At 67.1% G+C, this 22,345-nt stretch carries 23 protein-coding genes; 17 read left to right on the top strand and 6 right to left on the bottom strand.

Annotated elements, in window-relative coordinates; genetic code table 11:
- Positions 1-29: 29 nt before the first annotated feature.
- The 9 genes from dapF to QZM67_RS27240 all read left to right on the top strand — a co-directional run bounded on the left by dapF (position 30) and on the right by QZM67_RS27240 (position 8,748).
- Positions 30-899: a diaminopimelate epimerase gene (dapF, locus tag QZM67_RS27280; RefSeq protein WP_043184700.1), complete on the top strand. Its 870-nt coding sequence runs from the start codon at positions 30-32 to the stop codon at positions 897-899.
- Positions 900-936: 37 nt separating this feature from the next.
- Positions 937-1,665 carry a DUF484 family protein gene (locus QZM67_RS27275; RefSeq protein ID WP_301808177.1) on the top strand — a complete coding sequence of 243 codons (729 nt, stop codon included), beginning with the start codon at positions 937-939 and terminating at the stop codon, positions 1,663-1,665.
- Between the two features lie 14 nt (positions 1,666-1,679).
- Positions 1,680-2,600, top strand: coding sequence for a tyrosine recombinase XerC (xerC, locus tag QZM67_RS27270; RefSeq protein ID WP_043184702.1), 921 nt, complete (start codon positions 1,680-1,682; stop codon positions 2,598-2,600).
- Between the two features lie 76 nt (positions 2,601-2,676).
- The gene (locus QZM67_RS27265) at positions 2,677-3,891 is read left to right on the top strand and encodes a class I SAM-dependent rRNA methyltransferase (RefSeq protein WP_043184703.1); all 1,215 of its coding nucleotides are present in this window, start codon (positions 2,677-2,679) and stop codon (positions 3,889-3,891) included.
- Between the two features lie 199 nt (positions 3,892-4,090).
- Positions 4,091-5,167 (top strand): GTP-binding protein, encoded by a 1,077-nt coding sequence (locus QZM67_RS27260; protein WP_175026289.1) that lies wholly within the window; start codon positions 4,091-4,093, stop codon positions 5,165-5,167.
- Between the two features lie 497 nt (positions 5,168-5,664).
- Positions 5,665-6,081 (top strand): RNA polymerase-binding protein DksA, encoded by a 417-nt coding sequence (gene dksA / locus QZM67_RS27255; protein ID WP_006477498.1) that lies wholly within the window; start codon positions 5,665-5,667, stop codon positions 6,079-6,081.
- Between the two features lie 235 nt (positions 6,082-6,316).
- Positions 6,317-6,853 (top strand): ATP-dependent protease subunit HslV, encoded by a 537-nt coding sequence (gene hslV, locus QZM67_RS27250; protein WP_006760749.1) that lies wholly within the window; start codon positions 6,317-6,319, stop codon positions 6,851-6,853.
- Positions 6,854-6,863: 10 nt separating this feature from the next.
- The gene (gene hslU, locus QZM67_RS27245; RefSeq protein ID WP_301808168.1) at positions 6,864-8,207 is read left to right on the top strand and encodes an ATP-dependent protease ATPase subunit HslU; all 1,344 of its coding nucleotides are present in this window, start codon (positions 6,864-6,866) and stop codon (positions 8,205-8,207) included.
- Between the two features lie 178 nt (positions 8,208-8,385).
- A complete protein-coding gene (locus QZM67_RS27240; protein WP_301808163.1) occupies positions 8,386-8,748 on the top strand; it encodes a hypothetical protein in 363 nt (120 codons plus the stop codon).
- Positions 8,749-8,760: 12 nt separating this feature from the next.
- Here QZM67_RS27240 and QZM67_RS27235 read toward each other — a convergent pair whose 3' ends face one another.
- From QZM67_RS27235 to QZM67_RS27225, 3 genes are all read right to left on the bottom strand, one after another.
- Entirely contained in the window at positions 8,761-9,303 is a 543-nt protein-coding gene (locus tag QZM67_RS27235) for a response regulator transcription factor (RefSeq protein WP_043184707.1), read from the bottom strand.
- A gap of 13 nt (positions 9,304-9,316) precedes the next feature.
- Positions 9,317-10,729, bottom strand: coding sequence for an ATP-binding protein (locus tag QZM67_RS27230; protein ID WP_301808157.1), 1,413 nt, complete (start codon positions 10,727-10,729; stop codon positions 9,317-9,319).
- A 92-nt stretch (positions 10,730-10,821) separates the two neighbouring features.
- A complete protein-coding gene (locus QZM67_RS27225; RefSeq protein WP_301808154.1) occupies positions 10,822-11,046 on the bottom strand; it encodes a cysteine-rich CWC family protein in 225 nt (74 codons plus the stop codon).
- Between the two features lie 293 nt (positions 11,047-11,339).
- Between QZM67_RS27225 and argB the strand changes: the two genes are divergently transcribed.
- The 7 genes from argB (at position 11,340) to QZM67_RS27190 (ending at position 18,260) form a co-directional block, all read left to right on the top strand.
- Positions 11,340-12,239 carry an acetylglutamate kinase gene (argB, locus tag QZM67_RS27220; RefSeq protein WP_006490510.1) on the top strand — a complete coding sequence of 300 codons (900 nt, stop codon included), beginning with the start codon at positions 11,340-11,342 and terminating at the stop codon, positions 12,237-12,239.
- Positions 12,236-13,027 (top strand): pyrimidine 5'-nucleotidase, encoded by a 792-nt coding sequence (locus tag QZM67_RS27215; protein ID WP_301769725.1) that lies wholly within the window; start codon positions 12,236-12,238, stop codon positions 13,025-13,027. The genes argB and QZM67_RS27215 overlap by 4 nt, the downstream gene beginning before the upstream one ends.
- Positions 12,994-13,659, top strand: a complete 666-nt coding sequence (slmA, locus tag QZM67_RS27210) for a nucleoid occlusion factor SlmA (RefSeq protein WP_301808150.1) — start codon at positions 12,994-12,996, stop codon at positions 13,657-13,659. Before QZM67_RS27215 ends, slmA begins: the two co-directional genes overlap by 34 nt.
- 267 nt (positions 13,660-13,926) lie before the next feature.
- Complete coding sequence (locus tag QZM67_RS27205; protein ID WP_301769727.1) at positions 13,927-15,072, top strand: homoserine O-acetyltransferase; 1,146 nt, start codon at positions 13,927-13,929, stop codon at positions 15,070-15,072.
- Positions 15,069-15,677 carry a methionine biosynthesis protein MetW gene (metW, locus tag QZM67_RS27200; RefSeq protein WP_043184718.1) on the top strand — a complete coding sequence of 203 codons (609 nt, stop codon included), beginning with the start codon at positions 15,069-15,071 and terminating at the stop codon, positions 15,675-15,677. The genes QZM67_RS27205 and metW overlap by 4 nt, the downstream gene beginning before the upstream one ends.
- Before the next feature lie 119 nt (positions 15,678-15,796).
- Positions 15,797-17,218 carry an AmpG family muropeptide MFS transporter gene (locus QZM67_RS27195; protein ID WP_301808145.1) on the top strand — a complete coding sequence of 474 codons (1,422 nt, stop codon included), beginning with the start codon at positions 15,797-15,799 and terminating at the stop codon, positions 17,216-17,218.
- Entirely contained in the window at positions 17,208-18,260 is a 1,053-nt protein-coding gene (locus QZM67_RS27190; protein WP_301808144.1) for a M48 family metallopeptidase, read from the top strand. The genes QZM67_RS27195 and QZM67_RS27190 overlap by 11 nt, the downstream gene beginning before the upstream one ends.
- Positions 18,261-18,290: 30 nt before the next feature.
- Here QZM67_RS27190 and QZM67_RS27185 read toward each other — a convergent pair whose 3' ends face one another.
- The gene (locus QZM67_RS27185; protein ID WP_301808141.1) at positions 18,291-19,235 is read right to left on the bottom strand and encodes an AraC family transcriptional regulator; all 945 of its coding nucleotides are present in this window, start codon (positions 19,233-19,235) and stop codon (positions 18,291-18,293) included.
- A 229-nt stretch (positions 19,236-19,464) separates the two neighbouring features.
- Here QZM67_RS27185 and QZM67_RS27180 point away from each other — a divergent pair, with 229 nt between their 5' ends.
- Positions 19,465-20,517 carry an NAD(P)-dependent alcohol dehydrogenase gene (locus QZM67_RS27180; protein ID WP_043184723.1) on the top strand — a complete coding sequence of 351 codons (1,053 nt, stop codon included), beginning with the start codon at positions 19,465-19,467 and terminating at the stop codon, positions 20,515-20,517.
- A 126-nt stretch (positions 20,518-20,643) separates the two neighbouring features.
- Here QZM67_RS27180 and QZM67_RS27175 read toward each other — a convergent pair whose 3' ends face one another.
- Together QZM67_RS27175 and QZM67_RS27170 are read right to left on the bottom strand one after the other, a co-directional pair.
- Entirely contained in the window at positions 20,644-21,417 is a 774-nt protein-coding gene (locus tag QZM67_RS27175; protein ID WP_043184724.1) for an exodeoxyribonuclease III, read from the bottom strand.
- A 40-nt stretch (positions 21,418-21,457) separates the two neighbouring features.
- Positions 21,458-22,297 (bottom strand): polyphosphate kinase 2 family protein, encoded by an 840-nt coding sequence (locus QZM67_RS27170; protein WP_301808139.1) that lies wholly within the window; start codon positions 22,295-22,297, stop codon positions 21,458-21,460.
- Positions 22,298-22,345: the final 48 nt, after the last annotated feature.

The following is a 22,345-nucleotide window of genomic DNA, read 5'->3' as shown; positions in this document are numbered from 1 at the left end:
GCCTTGTTCGCCATGGAAATCCGGACCCAGTGAAACTCTCGTTCACCAAGATGCACGGCGCGGGCAACGACTTCGTCGTGCTCGACGGCTATTCGCGCGCATTGCCGCCGCTCACCGAAGCGCAGGTGCGTGCGCTCGCCAACCGCCACTTCGGCATCGGCGCCGACCAGTTGCTGCTCGTCGAAAAACCGACCGTCGACGGCGCGGATTTCAAGTACCGGATCTTCAATTGCGACGGCGGCGAGGTCGAACACTGCGGCAACGGCGCACGCTGCTTCGTGAAGTTCGTCAGCGACCGCGGCCTGACCGACAAGCGCAGCGTGCGCGTGCAGGTGATGAAGGGCCTGATCACGCTGACGATGCAGGACAACGGCGAAGTCGTCGTCGACATGGGTGCGCCCGTGTTCGCGCCCGCGCAGGTGCCGTTCGACGCAGCGGGCCTCGACGGCCGCACCGAAGGCCGCGACACGCTGTGGCCGCTCGACGTCGGCGGCCAGACGCGCTGGATCTCGACGGTGTCGATGGGCAACCCGCACGCGGTGCAGGTCGTCGACGATGCCGAAGCGTATCCGGTGCTCGACGAAGGCCCGCTGATCGAGCACCACGCGCGCTTCCCGGAGCGCGTGAACGTCGGCTTCATGCAGATCGTGTCGCGCGACGAAGTGAAGCTGCGCGTGTACGAACGCGCGGCGGGCGAGACGCTCGCGTGCGGCACCGGCGCGTGCGCGGCGGTCGCGGCCGGCATCCGGCGCGGCCTGCTCGATTCGCCGGTGACCGTGCACACGCACGGCGGCACGCTGACGATCCGCTGGGACGGCGCGCGCGACGAAGCCGCCGCGCTGATGATGGCCGGGCCCGCCGCCACCGTGTTCGAAGGCGAGATCGACCTGCACGCCTGACCCTGCAACGTCCTTGATAACTGAACGCTCCAGCCACATGAACGATCGCGAAGTCGCCGACTACCTGCTCGCCAATCCCGAATTCTTCGCGCAGCACGCCGAACTGCTCGCGACGATCCGCCTCGCGAACCCGCACGGCAAGGCCGCGATCTCGCTGCAGGAGCGGCAGATGGAGATGCTGCGCGACAAGAACAAGCATCTCGAGCGCCGCCTCGCCGAACTCGTGCGCTACGGCCACGAGAACGACAGCCTGTCCGCGAAGTTCAGCCGCTGGACCGCGCGCGTGATTGCGGAACGCGATCCGTACGCGCTGCCGCGCACGATCGCCGACGGCATCGCCGACGTGTTCGACGTGCCGCAAACCGCGCTGCGCGTGTGGGACGTCGCCGACACCTACGCGCAGGCCGAGTTCGCGCGCCAGGTCGGCGAGGAAGTGCGCCTGTTCACGAACGGCCTGTCGACGCCGTACTGCGGCGCGAACACCGGCTTCGAAGCCGCGCAGTGGCTCGCACCCGCAGTCGCCGCGTCGGCCGCGAATGCGGCGGATGGCGCGGAAGCCGCGCCGTCGGCCAGCGACGGCTCGGCCGCATCGGTCGCGCTGCTCGCGCTGCGTGCGCCGCTCGCCGGCACCGACGCCCCCGCGTTCGGCCTGCTCGTGCTGGGTTCGCCCGACCCGCGCCGCTTCCACGACGGGATGGCCACCGATTTCCTCGCGCAGATCGCGACGCTCGCGAGCGCCGCGCTCACGCGCCTGCTGCCGCACTGATCCTTTCGCCCGCGATGACCGACGATCCGATTGCCGCCTACCTGTCGAACCTGAAGCACGTCAGGCAGCTGTCGGAACACACGCTGCGCGGATACACGCACGAACTCGACGAGCTGAAGAAGCTCGCGAACGGCCGGCCGCTCGAAGCGCTGACGGCCGCCGACATGCGCGGCGCGGTCGCCCGCGCACATTCGGGCGGGCTGTCGGCACGGTCGATCTCGCACCGGCTGTCCGCGTGGCGCGCGTTCTACCGCTGGCTCGCGCAGCGCATCGAGATGCCCGCGAACCCGGTCGCCGCGGTGCGCGCGCCGAAACGCGCGAAGACCTTGCCGAAGGCGCTGTCGGTCGACGACGCATCGGCGCTAATGGACGCGCCGCTCGCCGGCACGACCGAAGGCATCCGCGATCACGCGATCCTCGAGCTGTTCTATTCGTCCGGGCTGCGCCTCGCCGAGCTGATCGGGCTCGACGTCATGTACACGCAGGCCGACGGCTACCGCTCGACCGGCTGGCTCGACCTCGCCGAAGCCGAAGTCACCGTGCGCGGCAAGGGCAACAAGGAGCGCAAGGTACCGGTCGGCCGCAAGGCGATCGACGCGCTGAACGCATGGCTCGCGGTGCGCGGCGAATTCGTGAAGCACGATCCGCATCCGCTGTTCGTGTCCGTGCGCGGCAACCGGATGTCGCCGGGTGTCGTGCGCGAGCGCGTGAAGCGCGCGGCGCTCACCGCGGGCATCCCCGCCAACGTCCATCCGCACGTGCTGCGCCATTCGTTCGCGACGCACGTGCTGCAGTCGAGCGGCGACCTGCGCGCGGTGCAGGAACTGCTCGGCCACGCGAGCGTCTCCGCGACGCAGGTCTATACGTCGCTCGACTTCCAGCATCTCGCGAAGATTTACGACAGCGCGCATCCGCGCGCGAAGAAGCGCGACTGACGCGCGTCCCGTGTTACCCGCCGCGCGCGGCGACCGGCCACGGTCGGCTTCGCGCACGGCCCCTTTCGATCTCATCATGCAAACCGTCACCCTCAAGCCGTCCAAGGAAAAATCGCTGCTGCGCCGCCATCCGTGGATCTACGCCAATGCGATCGACCGCGTCGACGGCAAGCCCGCGCCCGGCGCGACCGTGATCGTGCGCGCGCACGACGGCCGCTTCCTCGCGCGCGGCGCGTACAGCCCGCAGTCGCAGATCCGCGTGCGCGTGTGGAGCTTCGACGAGAACGAGCCGATCGACCATGCGTTCTTCAAGCGCCGCGTGCAGCGCGCGGTCGCGCACCGCAACACGATGGTGTCGAACACGGGCGCGGTGCGCCTCGTGTTCGGCGAAGCCGACGGCCTGCCCGGCCTGATCGTCGACTATTACGTCGCGGACACCGCCGAAGCCGGCGCCGCCCCGCGCGGGCAGCTCGTCTGCCAGTTCATGGCGGCCGGCGTCGAAGCGTGGAAGGACGCGATCGTCAAGGCGCTGGTCGGCGCCACGGACTGCCCGAACGTCTACGAGCGCTCGGACGTGTCGATCCGCGACAAGGAAGGGCTCGAACAAACCACCGGCGTGCTGGCCGGCGATGCGCCGCCCGCGACGCTGATCTCGAACGAAAACGGCGTGCGCTATCACGTCGACGTGCCGAACGGCCACAAGACGGGCTTCTACGTCGACCAGCGCGACAACCGCGCGCTGGTCGCGCAGTACGCGGCCGATCGCGACGTGCTGAACTGCTTCTGCTACACGGGCGGCTTCTCGCTCGCGGCGCTCAAGGGCGGGGCGAAGCGCGTCGTGTCGATCGACTCGTCGGGCGATGCGCTCGCGCTCGCGCAGCAGAACGTCGTCGCCAACGGTTTCGACGCCGAACGCGCGACCTGGCTCGACGCCGACGCATTCAAGACGCTGCGCCGCCTCGTCGACGAAGGCGAGCGTTTCGACCTGATCGTGCTCGATCCGCCGAAGTTCGCACCGACCCGCGACAGCGTCGATCGCGCGGCCCGCGCATACAAGGACATCAACCTGAGCGGCTTCAAGCTGCTGCGTCCGGGCGGCCTGCTGTTCACGTACTCGTGCTCGGGCGCGATCGACATGGACCTGTTCCAGAAGATCGTCGCGGGCGCGGCCGCCGACGCAAAGGTCGACGCCCGCATCCTGAAACGCCTCGGCGCGGGCGTCGATCACCCGCTGCTCGCGGCCTTCCCGGAAGGTGAATATCTGAAGGGCCTGCTGTTGCAAATCGTCTGATCGCCCCGATCTACGCGCGTAACCGTCCGCCGGCCGCGCGTTGCGCCCGGCGGATCCGCGCTCCCGCCTGTCGTTCGGACGACGGGCGAGGGCTTGACAGGTATGTTTCAATGGATGATTGTGCGCCCCGGCCGGCAAAGCCGCGGGCGCGACGCACATCCTGGTTTTGACCCCGATTCACGAACCACAGGCGATTGACATGGCCACTCCCGTCACCATCCTTACCGGCTTCCTCGGCAGCGGCAAGACGACGCTGCTCAAGCGCATCCTGAACGAACAGCACGGCATGAAGATCGCCGTGATCGAGAACGAGTTCGGCGAAGAGAACATCGACAACGAAATCCTCATCCAGGATTCGAACGAGCAGATCATCCAGATGAGCAACGGCTGCATCTGCTGCACGATCCGCGGCGACCTCGCGCGCACGCTCGGCGATCTCGCCGCGAAGAAGCGCGAAGGCAAGCTCGACTTCGACCGCATCGTGATCGAAACCACCGGCCTCGCGAACCCGGGCCCGGTCGCGCAAACCTTCTTCATCGACAGCGAAATCGCCGACGATTTCCTGCTCGACGCGGTCATCACGCTGGTCGACGCGAAGCACGCGAACGCGCAGCTCGACGAGCACGAAGTCGTGCAGCGCCAGGTCGGCTTCGCCGATCGCCTGTTCATCACGAAGTCGGATCTGGTCGACGATCAAACGGTAGCCGGCCTCAAGCATCGCCTGATGCACATGAACCCGAAGGCCACGATCAAGGTCGTGAACTTCGGCGAAGCCGACATCAAGGAAATCTTCGACCTGCGCGGCTTCAACCTGAACGCGAAGCTCGAGATCGACCCCGACTTCCTGGCCGAAGACGATCACGCGCACCATCACCACGATCACGACCATGATCACGATCACGCCCATTGCGACCACGATCACGGTCAATGCGCGCACGATCACGACCATGGCCACCACCATCACCACGCGCACCACGACGACAAGATCAAGTCGTTCGTGTACCGCAACGACCGCCCGTTCGACCCGAACAAGCTGGAAGACTTCCTCGGCGGCATCCTGCAGATCTACGGCGAGCGGATGCTGCGCTACAAGGGCGTGCTGTACATGAAGGGCGTCGACCGCAAGGTCGTGTTCCAGGGCGTGCACCAGATGATGGGCAGCGACCTCGCCTCGAAGTGGCTGCCGGTCGAGAAGAAGACCAACAAGATGGTGTTCATCGGCGTCGACCTGCCGCAGGACCTGATCACCGACGGCCTCGACGCCTGCCTCGCCTGACGCGTACGGGCAACCGTCGCCCCCCCCGCCCGCACGGCCGCCTCGCGGGCGGCTGCGGCGGCCGCGAGGCGCCCTTTCCGGGCAGGGTTTCGCCGTCATCGCTTTTTCGCGATTTGCGCGTTATATTTTCTAGATATTGGCGCAGCCGACGGGGATCGACCCGATACGGCGCCCGCTTGCGATTCAGTTACAATACGTGCCCGCTGGAGTACGGCAACAAATAGGCCCGGTTCTTGCTGAACCAGTTTTCCGGGCATCGCAACCGCGCCGGATCGCCCATCCGCCTCCCGGCCGCGGCCGATGCGATGTGCCGCGCAGCACACCGGTTCGCAGCGCGCGCAACTCCGCGCCAGGCCTATCCTGGTATTTGAGAACCGGTTTTCCAGAGGCTTTCGGCCCCGCGGCGGCAAATCGCAAATGATTGCAAGCGCGGTTGCGGGTAATCCCAAAGTGCAGGCAATATCTATCGATTTGCCGCACATTGAAGAAGCAAGCAGATGACGAAGAAACTCTTGACCGAAGCCGAAATCCTGAAGATGAGCGACAAGGATTACATGAATGAGGATCAGCTCGCCTTCTTCAAAAATCGGCTCGAACAGTTGCAGGCGGACATCCTCAAGAATGCAGGCCAGACGACCGAGAACCTGCGCGAGACGGTGATCGTGCCCGATCCCGCCGATCGCGCGACGATCGAGGAAGAGCACGCGCTCGAGCTGCGTACGCGCGATCGCGAACGCAAGCTCCTCAAGAAGGTTCAGCAGTCGCTCGCCCGCATCGATTCCGGCGATTACGGCTGGTGCGAGGAAACCGGCGAGCCGATCGGCATTCCGCGCCTGCTCGCACGTCCGACCGCCACGCTGTCGCTCGAGGCGCAGGAGCGCCGCGAGTTGCGCCAGAAGCTGTTCGGCGACTGATCGAGCGGCGTTCCGCTCAGACACGCTGCTTCCCGAAAGCGCGCGGCCTGCCGCGCGCTTTTTGTTTTTCCGGCACGGTTCCCCACCGGCTGCCGATTTGCCTCCCGCCTCTTGATATCCCGGCGCCCGCCCTAAAATGAAACGGACGCGCGCCGGGCCGCTTCCCGGCGCACTGCGAGTTACGCGGCGGCGCCTCGCGCCCCCGACTCTTCCCCGTTTTTCTCAAGGAACGCAGATGGAGCAATTTCACGGCACGACCATCGTTTCGGTCCGGCGCGGCGACAAGGTCGCGCTCGGCGGCGACGGCCAGGTAACCCTCGGCAACATCGTCATGAAGGGTGGCGCGCGGAAAGTGCGGCGGATCTACAACAACCAGGTGCTGGTCGGATTCGCGGGCGGCACCGCCGATGCGTTCTCGCTGCTCGACCGCTTCGAGGCGAAGCTCGAGAAGCATCAGGGCAACCTGACCCGCGCGGCCGTCGAGCTCGCGAAGGACTGGCGCACCGACCGGATGCTGCGCCGCCTCGAGGCGATGCTGATCACGGCCGACGCCACCACCACGCTGGTGATCACCGGCAACGGCGACGTGCTCGACCCCGAAGGCGGCATCTGCGCGATCGGCTCGGGCGGTGCCTATGCGCAGGCCGCGGCCCGCGCGCTCGCGGAGAACACCGAGCTGTCGCCGCGCGAGATCGTCGAGAAGTCGCTCGAGATCGCCGGCGACATGTGCATCTACACGAACCACAACCGCATTATCGAAACGATCGAGTAAGGACCGCACCATGAGCACCATGACCCCTGCCGAGATCGTCTCGGAACTCGACAAGCACATCATCGGCCAGGCGAAGGCCAAGAAGGCCGTCGCGGTCGCGCTGCGCAATCGCTGGCGCCGCCAGCAGGTCGCCGACCCGCTGCGCCAGGAAATCACGCCGAAGAACATCCTGATGATCGGGCCGACGGGTGTCGGCAAGACCGAAATCGCGCGCCGCCTCGCGAAGCTCGCCGATGCGCCGTTCATCAAGATCGAAGCGACCAAGTTCACCGAAGTCGGCTACGTCGGCCGCGACGTCGACAGCATCGTGCGCGACCTGATCGAGATCTCGGTCAAGCAGACGCGCGAAACCGAAATGCGCAAGGTGCGCAGCAAGGCGACCGACCAGGCGGAAGACCGCATCCTCGACATCCTGCTGCCGCAACCGCGCGCGGTGGGCTTCGGCGGCAACGCCGAGCACGCGAACGACGACAACAACGCGACGCGCCAGACCTTCCGCAAGCGCCTGCGCGAAGGCCAGCTCGACGACAAGGAAGTCGAGCTCGACCTCGAGCAGCCGTCGGCCGGCATGGACATCATGGCGCCGCCGGGGATGGAAGAGATGACCGAGCAGATCCGCTCGATGTTCTCGAACCTCGGCAGCGGCAAGAAGCAGCGCCGCAAGGTGAAGATCAAGGAAGCGCTGAAGCTGCTGACCGACGAGGAAGCGGCGAAGATGCTCAACGAAGAGGAAGTGAAGACGAAGGCCGTGCAGAACGTCGAGCAGAACGGCATCGTGTTCCTCGACGAGATCGACAAGATCACGTCGCGCAACAACGAAGGCAGCGGCGGCGAAGTGTCGCGCCAGGGCGTGCAGCGCGACCTGCTGCCGCTCGTCGAAGGCACGACGGTCAACACGAAGTACGGGATGGTGAAGACCGATCACATCCTGTTCATCGCAAGCGGCGCGTTTCATCTCGCGAAGCCGAGCGACCTGATTCCCGAACTGCAGGGCCGCTTCCCGATCCGCGTCGAGCTCGACTCGCTGTCGGTGAACGATTTCGAAGCGATCCTTGTTGCGACCGACGCGAGCCTCGTGAAGCAGTACCAGGCGCTGCTCGCGACCGAAGACGTGCAGCTCGAATTCGCCGAGGACGGCATCCGGCGTCTCGCGGAAATTGCCTATGCGGTCAACGAGAAGACCGAGAACATCGGTGCGCGCCGGCTGTACACGGTGATCGAGAAACTGCTCGAGGAAGTGTCGTTCTCGGCCGGCAACCATGCGGGCGAACGCGTGACGATCGACGCGACGTATGTCGATCGCGCGCTCGGCGAAGTGTCGCAGGACGAAGACCTGTCGCGCTACGTGCTGTAACGCGCACGGCGTCGGACGAAAAACGGGCGGCCCCTGACGGGGTCGCCCGTTTTTTCATGGCGATGCGACGCGGCGCACGTGCGTGCTCCTGGAACGCGGCTGATGGCAGGCGCGCTGGTGCGTCCCTATAATCTGGATTCCTCAGACTACAAGCAGACGCATTCGTCACCGCATTTAAATGACCATCTACCCGTCCATCGCCGGCCGATTCGTGCCGGCACTGCTCGCGCTCACGCGCGCCGACATCCTGTCGCTCTTGCGCCGGATCAGGCGGGAGTCGCTGCGGCGCTACAACGTCGCGTTTGCGCTCGCGTGGCTGGGCACGCTGGCGGGTATCGCACTCGCCAGCGTGGCGTTCAGCATCGGCCTCCAGTTCATCGCGAATTGCGTATCGGCAAAGGCATGGCCGATGGCGAGCGCCATCCTGATCGGCGGGTCCGCACCATTTCTCGCGAACGTCGTCTACTCGGCGCTCATCACGCTCCTGCTGAAACGCGAGCTCGTCGCCTGCCTGTCGCGAGCGTCAAGCTCGCCCGGCTGACGCGCCCCCCGCTTACTGCCGTACCGGCTTCTTCGCGAGCTTGCGCTGCAGCGTGCGGCGGTGCATGTTCAGCGCGCGTGCCGTCGCCGAAATATTGTTGTTGTTCTCGGCCAGCACGCGCTGGATGTGCTCCCATTCGAGCCGGTCGACCGACAGCACGACCGGATTCTCGAGCGCTTCGTCGGCCTGCACTTCGGTCGCGTTGGTCTGCAGCGCGGCCAGGATCGACTCGACGTTCGCGGGCTTCGCGAGATAGTTGTCGGCGCCTTCCTTCACCGCCTGCACGGCAGTCGCGATGCTCGCGTAGCCGGTCAGCACCAGGATCCGCGCATCGGGCTGCAGGTCGCACAGCGGCGCGATCAGGCTCAGGCCCGAATCCTCGCCGAGATGCAGGTCGACGGTAATGAACTGGAACTTGCTGCCCGCGGCGAGCCGGAGCGCCGCCTCCTTGTCGTGCGCCTGCTGGACCGCGTACCCGCGACGCTCGAGGCCGCGCGCGAGCGTGCCCGCGAACACCTCGTTGTCGTCGATCACCAGGAAATTGTTCTCGCTCATGTGGTTTCTCCGTCTACGTGTTGGTTGAGGCGGCCGGCACCGCGACGCGCACGACCGGCAGGCGCAGCACGGCCCGCGTGCCGCGCGCGGCGATCGTGCCGGCCGGGCCCGGCGTGCCGGTTGTCCGTTCGGCCAGGCGCTGGCCCGCGCGTTGTCCCGAGCCTGCCGCGGCGTGACTGTTCGCCGCACTGCCGGCCCGCCCGTTGCCGCCCGCCGTGCGCGGCACGACGTCGGACAGTTCGATCTCGCCGCCGAGCCGCGCGGCTGCGCTGAACGCGAGATACAGGCCGACCCCGTGCCCGCCCTGCGTGCTGTCGACCGGCATCGCGCCGAGCGATTCGCGCAGCGCGGCCGGAATGCCGGGCCCGTCGTCGCATACCTCGAATTCGATCTCGTCGGCCGTGCCGGCGTGCGCGACCTTCGCGGCCAGCGTCACGCGCTGCGGGCTCGCGCGCGCGGCGTTGTCGAGCAGGATCGTCAGGATCTGGCCGGCCGCGACCGTGTCGTCGAGCGCGACGCCCGCCGGACGCGCGCCGAGCAGCTCGAACTGCACATGCGGATGCCGCAGGCGCCAGTGCTCGACGAACGTGTCGAGCCAGTCGTCCACCGGCTGGCGGCTCGCGGGCGCGCTCGCACGGCTGCGCAGGCGCGCGAGCGCCGACGTGCAGAGCGACATCTGCTCCTCGAGCACCTTCAGGTCGGCCTCGTAGCGGGCCAGCCCCGGATCGTCGCGCGCCGCGTCGCGCAGCTCTTCCGCGAGCATCGCGATCGTCGACAGCGGCGTGCCCATCTCGTGCGCGACGGTGGCGGCCTGCACGCCGAGCGCGACCGCCCGCTCGTCGCGCAGCAGGTGCTGCTGCGCTTCGCCGAGCGCCGCATCGCGCTGGCGCAGCGCATTCGACATGCGCGCGACGAACCAGGCGATCAGCCCGACGCTGACCATGAAGTTCGCCCACATCCCGGTACGGTAGTAGTCGAACAGGTTCGCGGGATTGTCCATGTTGAGCGGCACCGAGTCGAAACCGAGTGCCGCGTAGCACGCGACCGCGAACGCCGCGAGCCAGATCATCAGGTGCCACGGCAGCACGGCCGCCGCGATCGCGAGCGAAGGCAGGTACAGCGACACGAACGGATTGGTCGTGCCGCCCGACAGGAACAGCAGCGCGGACAGCGCACCGAGGTCGACCCACAGCTGGCCAAGCAGCTCGAAATTGGTCTCGGGCCGCGCGCGCAGCACGCGCACCCAGGTCAGCCCGTTGAAAACGATTTCGAGCGCGATGACCATCAGCATCGCCGGCAACGGCAGATGCACGCCGAAATAGGTCTGCACGACGCCGATCGTCACGAGCTGGCCGATGATCGCGAGATTGCGAAGCCAGAACAGGTGACTGAGGTTGACGCGCCCGGTGGTGGTGATTCGTTGCATCCGAGCAGTTTACCCGTTTAGCGGGCGACGCCTCTAGCGGGGCCGGATCGGAGCGCGGTGACCGGGACGCTCCGCGTGCGCGCCCGGCGCCGTCAGCCGGCCGCGCCGGCCATCCGCTGCGCGATCTCGTCGGCCAGGCACTCGGGGCATCGGCAGCGCGCGCCGGCCGCGGGCGGCGGGCCGCCGGGCAATACCGGCATCGACGCGCACCAGCATTCGAACGGCTGCGTGCGGGCGCCGCAGTCGAAGCTGCGCCCGCAGTGCGGGCAGCGCGCGCGGCGCGGGGCGGAACGGGCGTCGGCGACGGAATCGGTCATGGCTCAAGCGCGGAAGCGGGCGTGAAGCCGCCCTACGCGACAAGCATAGCGCGGCGAACGGATTTTGCACGCCGGCCACGCGGCCGATGGCCATCGCGAACGCTCGCGAACCACCCCGCCGCCGCCGCCCGCGCCCACTGCCCGCATCGCGCCGCGCCATAGCCGGCGGGCCGCCGCGCGCGGTGCGCGAGCTGCGCCGCCGGTGTTCCGGCCCGCCCAAAAACCCGATGCTGCGCTGCGCCACTCCTGTACAATTCGCCGTGTTTCAACCGTTCCCAGCCAGAGCCGCCGCCATGTCCGAGCCCATCGACCTCTCGCAGATCGCCCCCACGCTGAAAGCAGAAATCCTCGCCGAGGCGCTGCCGTACATCCGCCGTTACCACGGCAAGACCGTGGTCATCAAATACGGCGGCAACGCGATGACGGAAGAGCGGCTCAAACAAGGCTTCGCGCGCGACGTGATCCTGCTGAAGCTGGTCGGTATCAATCCGGTGATCGTCCACGGCGGCGGTCCGCAGATCGATCACGCGCTGAAGAAGATCGGCAAGGCCGGTACCTTCATCCAGGGCATGCGTGTCACCGACGAAGAGACGATGGAAGTCGTCGAATGGGTGCTCGGCGGCGAAGTGCAGCAGGACATCGTGATGCTGATCAACCACTTCGGCGGCCACGCGGTGGGCCTGACGGGCAAGGACGGCGGCCTGATCCACGCACGCAAGCTGCTGATGCCGGACCGCGACAACCCGGGCCAGTACATCGACATCGGCCAGGTCGGCGAAGTCGAGGCGATCAACCCGGCGGTCGTGAAGGCGCTGCAGGACGACGCATTCATCCCGGTGATCTCGCCGATCGGCTTCGGTGAGGATGGCCTGTCGTACAACATCAACGCCGACCTCGTCGCGGGCAAGCTCGCCACCGTGCTGAACGCCGAGAAGCTGTTGATGATGACCAACATCCCGGGCGTGATGGACAAGGACGGCAACCTGCTGACCGACCTGTCCGCGCGCGAGATCGACGCGCTGTTCGAAGACGGCACGATCTCCGGCGGCATGCTGCCGAAGATCTCGTCGGCGCTCGACGCCGCGAAGAGCGGCGTGAAGTCGGTGCACATCGTCGACGGCCGGATCGAGCACTCGGTGCTGCTGGAAATCCTGACCGAGCAGCCGTTCGGTACGATGATCCGCTCGCATTGAGACCACGCAGCAAGACCGCCACACCCGACTTGCCGGCCCCGCTGCGGCGCCGGCGCGTGTCGCGCAGCCGGCCCCGCGCCGGTGCGCCGGTGTGGCTGTTCGATCTCGACAACACCCTTCACCACGCATCGCACGCGATCTTTCCCGAGATCAACCGCGCGATGACGCAGTACATCATCGACGCGCTGCAGGTCGAGCGCGCCGAAGCCGACCGCCTGCGCAACGGTTACACCGAGCGCTACGGCGCCGCGCTCCTCGGCCTCACGCGCCATCATCCGATCGACCCGCACGACTTCCTGCGCGCGGTCCATACGTTTTCCGACCTGCCCGCGATGCTGCGCGCCGAACGCGGGCTGGCGCGCATCGTCGCCGCGCTCCCCGGGCGCAAGTTCGTGCTGACCAACGCGCCGGAGAACTACGCGCGCGCGGTGCTGCGCGAGCTGCGCATCGAGCGGCTGTTCGAGCGCGTGATCGCGATCGAGCACATGCGCGACCGCCGCACGTGGCGCGCGAAGCCCGATCACACGATGCTGCGCCGGACGCTGCGCGCCGCGCACGCGCGCCTGGCCGACGCGATCCTCGTCGAAGATACGCGCGGCCACCTGAAGCGCTACAAGCGCCTCGGCATCGGCACGGTATGGATCACCGGACACCTGCCCGGCCATCTGCCGAACACCGGGCGCCCGCACTATGTCGACCAGCGCATTCGTTCGTTAAAATCGCTGCGACTGGGCACTCGATCGGGGCGACAAAAATGCAGCCGACTTACCCGCAGGACCAAGCCGTAACGGAAAGCCAGGCCACACCCACCCGAGCACGCCCGAAGCCGGGCGAGCGCCGCGTGATGATCCTGCAGACGCTCGCCGCGATGCTCGAGGCACCCAAACCCGAGAAAATCACGACCGCCGCGCTTGCGGCCCGGCTCGATGTATCGGAAGCCGCGCTGTACCGGCACTTCACCAGCAAAGCCAAGATGTACGAGGGGCTGATCGAATTCATCGAGCAGGCGCTGCTCGGGCTCGTCAACCAGATCGTCGCGAAAGAGCCGAACGGCGTGCTGCAGGCGCGCACGATCGCGCTGACGATGCTCAACTTCGCCGCGAAGAATCCGGGCATGACGCGCGTGCTGACCGGCGAGGCGCTGGTCGGCGAGGACGAGCGGCTGACCGAGCGCGTGAACCAGCTGCTCGACCGCATCGAGGCGACCGTCAAGCAATGCCTGCGCGTCGCGCGCACCGAGGCGAACGCGCCGCAGGACGGCACACCGCCGTTCGTGCTGCCCGCCGACTACGATCCGGCCGCCCGCGCGAGCCTGCTCGTCAGCTACGTGATCGGCCGGTGGCACCGCTTCGCGAAGGGCGGGTTCCAGAAACCGCCGGGCGAGCAGGCCGACGCGCATTTGCGGCTGATCCTGCAGTGAAATGACGCCGGCGCGACGCCCCGCCCGCGCGCCCGAATCCCCGCTCCGCAATTTCCGCTATACTTTGCCGACTGCCGCCGCCTCGGGCGGCAGCCAGAAACGCGCCGATTTGCTGACTCGATTGCGGGCGCGCGAACCAGCCAGGGCCTTGATTCGTCCTTGTCCCGGCGGTTCACTACAAATGCGGCTAAAGAGGTCGTCAGCCGCGCATCCCCGACTCCGCGCATCGCCGACACCATTTAGCCGCCCAGTCATAAGGCGGAACGAATGGAATCGATCGGCATCGTCGCTCCACAGACCATGCACTTCGCCGAACCGCTGCGCTTGCAAAGCGGCAGCGTGATCGGCAACTATCAGCTCGTCGTCGAGACGTACGGCGAACTCAACGCCGCGCGCTCGAACGCGGTGCTCGTCTGCCACGCGCTCAACGCGTCGCACCACGTCGCCGGCGTCTATGCGGACGATCCGCGCAGCACCGGCTGGTGGGACAACATGGTCGGACCGGGCAAGCCGCTCGACACCAACCGCTTCTTCGTGATCGGCGTGAACAACTTCGGCTCGTGCTTCGGCTCGACCGGCCCGATGAGCATCGACCCGTCGACCGGCAAGCCGTACGGTGCGCGCTTTCCGGTCGTCACCGTCGAGGACTGGGTGCACGCGCAGGCGCGCGTCGCCGACGCGTTCGGCATCGAGCGCTTCGCCGCGGTGATGGGCGGCAGCCTCGGCGGGATGCAGGCGCTCGCGTGGAGCCTGATGTATCCGGAGCGCGTCGCGCACTGCATCGACATCGCGTCGACGCCGAAGCTGTCCGCGCAGAACATCGCGTTCAACGAGGTCGCGCGCTCGGCGATCCTGTCCGATCCCGATTTCCACGGCGGCGACTACTACGCGCACGGCGTGAAGCCGAAGCGCGGCCTGCGCGTCGCGCGGATGATCGGCCACATCACGTACCTGTCCGACGACGACATGGCCGAGAAATTCGGCCGTGCGCTGCGCCGCGCCGACGGCGCGCTCGACGCGTACAACTTCAGCTTCGACGTCGAATTCGAGGTTGAGTCGTACCTGCGCTACCAGGGCGACAAGTTCGCCGACTACTTCGACGCGAACACCTACCTGCTGATCACGCGTGCGCTCGACTACTTCGACCCGGCGAAGGCGTTCGACGGCAACCTGACGGCCGCGCTCGCGCGCACGCAGGCGAAATACCTGATCGCGAGCTTCTCGACCGACTGGCGCTTCGCGCCGGCCCGCTCGCGCGAGATCGTGAAGGCGCTGCTCGACAACAAGCGCACGGTCAGCTACGCGGAAATCGATGCGCCGCACGGTCACGATGCGTTCCTGCTCGACGACGCGCGCTATCACAACCTGATCCGTGCGTATTACGAACGAATCGCCAACGAGGTGGGTGCATGAACCAGCAAGCGCTGAACTCCCTGTCCGCGCGCGCGGACTTCCGCACGATCGCGCGCTGGGTCGAACCGCGCTCGACGGTGCTCGACCTCGGTTGCGGCGACGGCTCGCTGCTGTCGCTGCTGATGGAAGAACTGGACGTCACCGGCTACGGGATCGAACTGAACGACGCCGGCGTGCTCGCCAGCACGAAGAACGGCATCAACGTGATCCAGCAGAACCTCGAAGACGGCCTGCGCCTGTTCGAGGATCACAGCTTCGACATCGCGATCCTGTCGCAGACTTTGCAGACGATTCACCAGACCGCCGCGATCCTGCGCGAAACCGCGCGGGTCGGGCGCGAATGCATCGTGTCGTTCCCGAACTTCGGCTACTGGCCGCACCGGCTGTCGGTGCTGAACGGCAGGATGCCGGTGTCGAAGTCGCTGCCTTACCAGTGGCACAACACGCCGAACGTCCGGGTGCTGACGATCGAGGATTTCGAGGCGCTCGCGCCCGAAGTCGGCGTGACGATCCTCGACCGCGTGGTGCTGCACGAAGGCCAACCGATTCGATGGGGAGCGAACTGGCGTGGTAGTCTTGCTGTCTATCGCGTCAAGCGCAGCTGAGCCGGGGGGCCGTTGACAAACGCAGACGGCCGGCACGCACGTGTGGCCGTGCCCCTGCGCCGCTCGCGCCGCCGCCTGCGCTGCCGCCGCAATCAGTCAACGCTACCCAGTTCCAGTCCATGTCGAAAACGCCACACGAGGCGCCCGCACTCACCGCTCACGAGGATCACCCCGGCTGGCGAGCCTATCTGAACACGCACATGCTGATCTGCGTGTTCCTCGGCTTCACGTCCGGTCTGCCCCTCTTCACGCTCGTCTACCTCGTGCAGGCATGGCTGCGCTCCGAGGGCGTGAACCTGAAGGAAATCGGCCTGTTCGCGCTGATCCAGTTCCCGTACACGTGGAAGTTCCTGTGGGCGCCGCTGATGGACCGCTACGTCCCGCGCCTGCCCGGCTGGCGGCCGGGCCGCCGGCGCGGCTGGCTGCTGCTCACGCAACTGCTGGTCGCGGGCGCGATCGCCGCGCTCGGCTTCGTGTCGCCGCGCGACTCGATCTGGACGGTCGCCGCGCTCACCACGCTCGTCGCGTTCTTCGGCGCGAGCGCCGACATCGTGATCGACGCCTATCGCCGCGAGTTGCTGCGCGACACCGAGCAGGGCCTCGGCAACGCGATACACGTGAACGCGTACAAGCTCGCTGCGCTGATCCCCGGCTCGCTCGCGCTGATCCTGTCCGACCACCTGCCCTGGGACGTCGTGTTCGCGATGACCGGCGCGTTCATGCTGCCAGGCATCCTGATGACGCTCGTCGTGCGCGAGCCCGAAGTAATCGGCGCACCGCCGCGCAACCTGCGCGACGCGATCGTGCTGCCGTTCCGCGAATTCATCCAGCGCGACGGCTGGGCCGGCGCGCTGCTCGTCATCGCATTCATCTTCCTGTTCAAGATCGGCGACACGATGGCCACCACGCTGTCGACGTCGTTCTTCCTCGACATCGGCTTCTCGCGCACCGAGATCGGCATCGTCGCGAAAACCACCGCGCTCGTCGCGAGCGTCGCCGGCGGCATCATCGGCGGCGTCTGGCTCGTGAAGATCGGCATCGGCCGCGGGCTGTGGATCTTCGGCGCGCTGCAGATGGTGTCGACGCTCGGCTTCGCGTGGCTCGCGCAGCTCGGCCCCGGTTCGCCCGTGCTCGCGGTGCTCTACGATTTCACCGTGTCGACGAGCCACGCGATCGCGTCGGTGCTGTCGGTGTTCGGCATCGCCGTCACGCCGCAATTCAGCCCGATGACCGTTGCGCTCGCGCTCGTCTACGGCGTCGAAACGTTCACCACCGGCCTGACGATGGCTGCGTTCGTCGCGTACATCGCGAGCACGACCGACCCGCGCTATACGGCCACGCAGTTCGCGCTGTTCACGAGCCTCGCGTCGGTGCCGCGCACGCTCGCATCGGCCGCGAGCGGCTTCATCGTCGCGAAGATCGGCTGGTTCGACTACTTCATCGTGTGCACCGCGCTCGCGATTCCCGGCATGCTGCTGCTGTTCAAGATCGCGCCGTGGAACGGTGCCGCACGCAACGGCGAGGCCAGCCGTGCGCAGTAACGGCCTGCACCGCCTCGCGCGCGTTGCGGCTTCGTTGAGCGTCGGTGCCGCGGCGCTCGCCGCGGGGTTCGCCCATGCGGCCGACACCGGCGCGCCCGCCGCCACCGCCACGCCGGCCGTTGCTCCGGCTTCACCGCCGGCCACTTCGACTCCCGCCGCCCCCGCCCAGGCAGCCGCCGCCGAACCCGCTCAGCCGACCGGCGCCGCCGCATCGGCGAAGGCTTATGCGCAGACGCCGCAGCAGGTCCGCTACGGCAACGCCATTGCCTTCCGCACGCTGATCCCGTCGTCGCTGCTCGAGCAGCTCACCGCGAACGAATACGCGCAGATCGTGCAGGCGGCCGCCGACAGCAATCGCCTGCTGCCCGCGAACCAGCCGCGCGTGAAGCGCTTGCGCGCGATCGTCGCGAAGCTCGCGCCGTATTCGGTGAAGTGGAACGACCGCGTGAAAAACTGGGTGTGGGACGTCAACGCGATCCGCTCGCGCGACATCCGGCTGACCTGCCTGCCGGGCGGCAAGGTGCTCGTCTACGGCGGCATGCTCGACCGCGTCCGCCTGAACGACGACGAGCTCGGCGTGCTGCTCGCGCACGGCATCGCGCACGCGCTGCGCGAACACGCGCGCAGCAACTTCAGCGAGACCTCGCAGACGTCGCTGCGCGCGGCCGCGCTGCCGCCGCTGTTCGGCGTCGGCGATCCGCTGCCGCAGGCACTGAATATCGGCGAACGCCTGCAGACGCTCCACTACAACGCGACCGACGAGACCGAAGCCGACGTGATCGGCGGCGACATCGCCGCACGCGCGGGCTTCGATCCGCGCGCGGCGATCACGCTGTGGGACAAGCTCGCGGTCGCGACCCGAGGGAACAAGGCGACGGGCTTCATCTACACGCATCCGTACAGCACCGCCCGCCGCCAGGATCTGCTGAACCGCCTGCCGGATCTCATGCCGCTGTACGCGAAGGCGGTAGGCAAGCGCGTCGACACGCTGCCCGACTTCGCGGGCATCAGCGCGCAGCGTCGCAAGGTCGTGCGGCGCTGAGCGCCACACGCAGCCGATTGCTACGCCACCCTACGCATCCACGTCCGCCGCGACCGGCCGGGCGCCGCTTTCGCGCATCCAGCGCACCTCGTCACCCGGGCTGCGGCCGAACAGCCGCTTGAACTCGCGGCTGAACTGCGACGCGCTCGCATAGCCGACGCGCGCGGCCGCCGCGCCGGCGCCGACCCCGTCCTGCACCATCATCAGCCGCGCCTGGTGCAGCCGCGCGGCCTTCACGTACTGCATCGGCGACGTCGCCGTCACGTGCTTGAACTGCGCATGGAACACCGCGAGGCTCATCCCGGCCTCGCGCGCGAGCGTCTCGACGTCGAGGTCGGCCTTCAAGTCCGCATGGATGCGCCGCAGCGCCTTCGCGATACGGCCGAAGTGATGCTGCTGGACGAGCGCCGCGCGGATCGCGTCGCCCTGCGCGCCGGTCAGCACCCGATATGCGATCTCGCGCATGATCGCGGGGCCCAGCACGCGCGTGTCGTGCGGCGACGCGAGCGCTTCGAGCAGCCGCAGCACAGCATCCGCCAGCGGCGCATCGAGCGGCGTCGAATAGACGCCGAGCGGCTCGCTGGCAGCCGCGCCGAGCGTCTCGTCGAGCAGGATCGCGAGCTCGGCGATCACGGCCAGATCGACGCGGATCGAGATCGCGAGAAACGGTTTGTCCTGACTCGCGAAGGTCTCGCACTCGAACGGCAGCGGCACCGACAGCACCAGGTACTGCTGCGCGTCGTACACGAATGAACGGTCGCCGAGATAGCCGAGTTTGCGCCCCTGGCAGACGACGATGATGCTCGGTTCGTACAGCACGGGCATGCGCGGCGCGGGACGGGTCACGCGGATGAGGCGCACGCCGTCGAGCGCCGCCAGCGTATCGCCCGCGTTCGGCGCGAGGCGCGTGTGCAGCTCGATCATGCGGCGCTGCACGCGGTCGCCCGCGTCGGCCAAAAGGGGCTGGAAGCTCATGGGCGTGGTCTTGTCCGGCAAGAGAATCTGGCTCGCAATGTAGCACCTTGAATGCGTTTTGACGGCTGTTCGCGTGCAGTTCAAGAGGAATAGGCAAATCTTCCAGACCTTCGTGTATTTCGCCGCGGCGCCGCGCTCCTTACGATGACGTCCTGCCTCGCCGCATCGCCACATGGTGCGACGGCAGTCTGTTTTGCCGGTTATCCATCCCGGACAAGGAGCCCCCTGCATGAGCACTACCTATGCCTACGCAGCGACCGATTCGCAGTCGCCGCTCGCCCCGTTCGAATTCCAGCGTCGCGCGCTGCGCGACCTCGACGTCCAGATCGACGTCCTCTACTGCGGCGTCTGCCACTCGGACCTGCACCAGGCCCGCAACGAATGGCGCAACACGATCTACCCGGTCGTGCCGGGCCATGAAATCGTTGGCCGCGTGACCGCGACCGGCCCGCAGGTGTCGCGTTTCAAGGTCGGCCAGCTGGTCGGCGTCGGCTGCCTCGTCGATTCGTGCCGCACCTGCCCGAGCTGCGCCGAAGGTCTCGAGCAGTATTGCGAGAACGGCTTCGTCGGCACCTACAACGGCCAGGATCGCGTGACGGGCGACATCACGTTCGGCGGCTATTCGACGCAACTCGTCGTCGACGAGGCGTTCGTGCTGCGCGTGCCCGAGACGCTCGACCCGGCCGGCGCCGCGCCGCTGCTGTGCGCAGGGATCACGACCTACTCGCCGCTGCGGCAGTGGAACGTCGGCCCCGGCAAGAAGGTCGGGATCGTCGGTCTCGGCGGCCTCGGCCACATGGGCGTGAAGCTGGCACGCGCGATGGGTGCGCACGTCGTGCTGTTCACCACGTCGCCGTCGAAGATCGAGGACGGCAAGCGCCTCGGCGCGCACGAAGTCGTGATCTCGAAGGACGAAGCGCAGATGAACGCGCACCTGAACAGCTTCGACTTCATCCTGAACACGGTCGCCGCGCAACACGACCTGAATCCGTTCCTGCACCTGCTCAAGCGCGACGGCACGATGACGCTGGTCGGCGCGCCGGAGCACGACCATCCGTCGCCGCAGGTGTTCAACCTGATCTTCAAGCGCCGCCGCCTCGCGGGCTCGCTGATCGGCGGGATCGCGGAAACGCAGGAGATGCTCGACTTCTGCGCGGAGCACGGGATCACGTCGGACATCGAAACGATTCCGATGCAGCAGATCAACGCGGCCTACGAGCGGATGCTGAAGAGCGACGTGAAGTACCGCTTCGTGATCGACATGGCGTCGATCAAGCAGTAAGCGCCGCCGGGCAGCACGCACGATCGCCGCCCCAAACGAAACGGGCCGCATGTTCAACATGCGGCCCGTTTCTGCATCCGGCGGCCGGATGATCCGGCTGCTACGCGCGCGGCGCAGCACCGGACGTCACTTCTTGTAGTCGTAGTCCACCGTCAGCGGCGCATGGTCGCTGAACTTGATGTCCTTGAAGATCGACGTGCTTTTCGCGGTGCCGGCCACGCCCGGCGTCGCGATCTGGTAATCGATCCGCCACCCGACGTTCTTCGCATACGCCTGGCCACGGTTGCTCCACCACGTGTATTGCTCGGCGCGCGGGTCGAGCGTGCGGAACACGTCGACATAGCCGACATCGTCGAACAGCTTCGTGAGCCACTCGCGCTCTTCCGGCAGGCAGCCCGAATTCTTCTGGTTGCTCTTCCAGTTCTTGATGTCGATTTCCTTGTGGACGATGTTCACGTCGCCGCACAGGATCACCTCGCGCTTCTTCTTCAGCTCGGCGAGGTGCGGCATGAACTCGTCCATGAAGCGGTACTTCGCCTGCTGGCGCTCTTCGCCGCTCGAGCCGGACGGTACGTACACCGACACGACCGACAGCTTGCCGTAGCGCGCCTCGACGTAGCGCCCTTCCGTATCGAATTCGCTGCTGCCGAAGCCGATGATCACGTCATCGGGCTCGCGGCGGCTGTACACGCCGGCACCGCTGTAGCCCTTCTTCTCGGCATGGTGGAAATAGCTCTTGAAGCCGTGCGGCTCGACGAATTCGGCCGGCAGGTCGTCGGCCGAGACCTTGATTTCCTGCACGCACACGCAATCGGCGTTCTGTTCGCCGAGCCACTCGAAGAAGCCCTTCTTCGCGGCGGAGCGGATGCCGTTCAGGTTGGCGGTAATCACTCGCATCATGTCGGATTCCGTTCAGTTCGATGTTTTACAGGGTGGCAGCTTAACGGATCTTCACGCCTTCGAGCTCGGGCTTCGGCGGCGGGAATTCCAGCTTCATGTCGGTCATCGTGCGCAGCAGCAGCTCGGCGATCATCACGTTGCGGTGCGTCTTCGAGTTCGCCGGGATCACGTACCACGGCGCATGCTCGGCCGACGTCGCCGCGAGCGCGTCGCGGTAGGCGGACTGGTATGCATCCCAGTGCTTGCGCGCGTCGAGATCGGAGATGTCGAACTTCCAGTGCTTGGTCGGATCGTCGATGCGCGCCTGCAGGCGCTCGCGCTGCTCGTCCTTCGAGATGTGCAGGAAGCACTTGATGATCGTCGTGCCGTTCTCGACCAGCATCGTCTCGAAATCGCGGATCTGCCGGTAGCGGCGCTCGCATTCCTTCGCGTCGATCAGGTCGAGCACGCGCGGCACGAGCACGTCTTCATAGTGGCTGCGGTTGAAGATCGCGAGCTCGCCCGCAGCCGGCACCTGCGCATGCACGCGCCACAGGAAGTCGTGCGCGGCCTCGATCGGCGTGGGCGCCTTGAACGGCACGACGCGCAGGCCGAGCGGATCGACCTCGCGGAACACCGCACGCACGGTGCCGTCCTTGCCGCTGGTATCCATCCCCTGCAGCACGAGCAGCACGCGCTTCTTCTGCTGCGTGTGCAGGCGTTCCTGCTGCACGTCGAGTTCGGTCGACACGGCCGACAGCCGGGCGCGGTCGTCGTCCTTCGGACCGGACGAGAACGGCTTCGCGGCCGGGTCGAACGCATCGAGCTTGAATGCTGCGGCTTCCTTCTCGTGCGTGCAGTACGGCACGCGGAAATCGTCGAGCGACGGTTGTTTCGCCATTCGTTCCTCCGTTGGACGCTGTGGTGCATACGATAACGCATCCACCAA

Origin of the sequence: Burkholderia sp. AU45251 (genome assembly GCF_030482905.1) — a bacterium.
Classification (GTDB): Bacteria; Pseudomonadota; Gammaproteobacteria; order Burkholderiales; family Burkholderiaceae; genus Burkholderia; species Burkholderia aenigmatica.
This window is presented reverse-complemented; position numbering and strand designations above follow the sequence as displayed.

Bases quoted from the DNA above. Each gene is read 5' to 3' on its own strand.
- xerC (WP_043184702.1), top strand. From the start codon at position 1,680: ATGACCGACGATCCGATTGCCGCCTACCTGTCGAACCTGAAGCACGTC.
- dksA (WP_006477498.1), top strand. From the start codon at position 5,665: ATGACGAAGAAACTCTTGACCGAAGCCGAAATCCTGAAGATGAGCGAC.
- QZM67_RS27185 (WP_301808141.1), bottom strand. From the start codon at position 19,235: ATGAGCTTCCAGCCCCTTTTGGCCGACGCGGGCGACCGCGTGCAGCGC.
- QZM67_RS27230 (WP_301808157.1), bottom strand. From the start codon at position 10,729: ATGCAACGAATCACCACCACCGGGCGCGTCAACCTCAGTCACCTGTTC.
- QZM67_RS27205 (WP_301769727.1), top strand. From the start codon at position 13,927: ATGGAATCGATCGGCATCGTCGCTCCACAGACCATGCACTTCGCCGAA.
- QZM67_RS27240 (WP_301808163.1), top strand. From the start codon at position 8,386: ATGACCATCTACCCGTCCATCGCCGGCCGATTCGTGCCGGCACTGCTC.
- QZM67_RS27275 (WP_301808177.1), top strand. From the start codon at position 937: ATGAACGATCGCGAAGTCGCCGACTACCTGCTCGCCAATCCCGAATTC.
- metW (WP_043184718.1), top strand. From the start codon at position 15,069: ATGAACCAGCAAGCGCTGAACTCCCTGTCCGCGCGCGCGGACTTCCGC.
- QZM67_RS27175 (WP_043184724.1), bottom strand. From the start codon at position 21,417: ATGATGCGAGTGATTACCGCCAACCTGAACGGCATCCGCTCCGCCGCG.
- slmA (WP_301808150.1), top strand. From the start codon at position 12,994: ATGCAGCCGACTTACCCGCAGGACCAAGCCGTAACGGAAAGCCAGGCC.
- QZM67_RS27195 (WP_301808145.1), top strand. From the start codon at position 15,797: ATGTCGAAAACGCCACACGAGGCGCCCGCACTCACCGCTCACGAGGAT.
- QZM67_RS27225 (WP_301808154.1), bottom strand. From the start codon at position 11,046: ATGACCGATTCCGTCGCCGACGCCCGTTCCGCCCCGCGCCGCGCGCGC.
- QZM67_RS27180 (WP_043184723.1), top strand. From the start codon at position 19,465: ATGAGCACTACCTATGCCTACGCAGCGACCGATTCGCAGTCGCCGCTC.
- argB (WP_006490510.1), top strand. From the start codon at position 11,340: ATGTCCGAGCCCATCGACCTCTCGCAGATCGCCCCCACGCTGAAAGCA.
- QZM67_RS27170 (WP_301808139.1), bottom strand. From the start codon at position 22,297: ATGGCGAAACAACCGTCGCTCGACGATTTCCGCGTGCCGTACTGCACG.
- hslU (WP_301808168.1), top strand. From the start codon at position 6,864: ATGAGCACCATGACCCCTGCCGAGATCGTCTCGGAACTCGACAAGCAC.
- hslV (WP_006760749.1), top strand. From the start codon at position 6,317: ATGGAGCAATTTCACGGCACGACCATCGTTTCGGTCCGGCGCGGCGAC.
- QZM67_RS27235 (WP_043184707.1), bottom strand. From the start codon at position 9,303: ATGAGCGAGAACAATTTCCTGGTGATCGACGACAACGAGGTGTTCGCG.
- QZM67_RS27265 (WP_043184703.1), top strand. From the start codon at position 2,677: ATGCAAACCGTCACCCTCAAGCCGTCCAAGGAAAAATCGCTGCTGCGC.
- QZM67_RS27260 (WP_175026289.1), top strand. From the start codon at position 4,091: ATGGCCACTCCCGTCACCATCCTTACCGGCTTCCTCGGCAGCGGCAAG.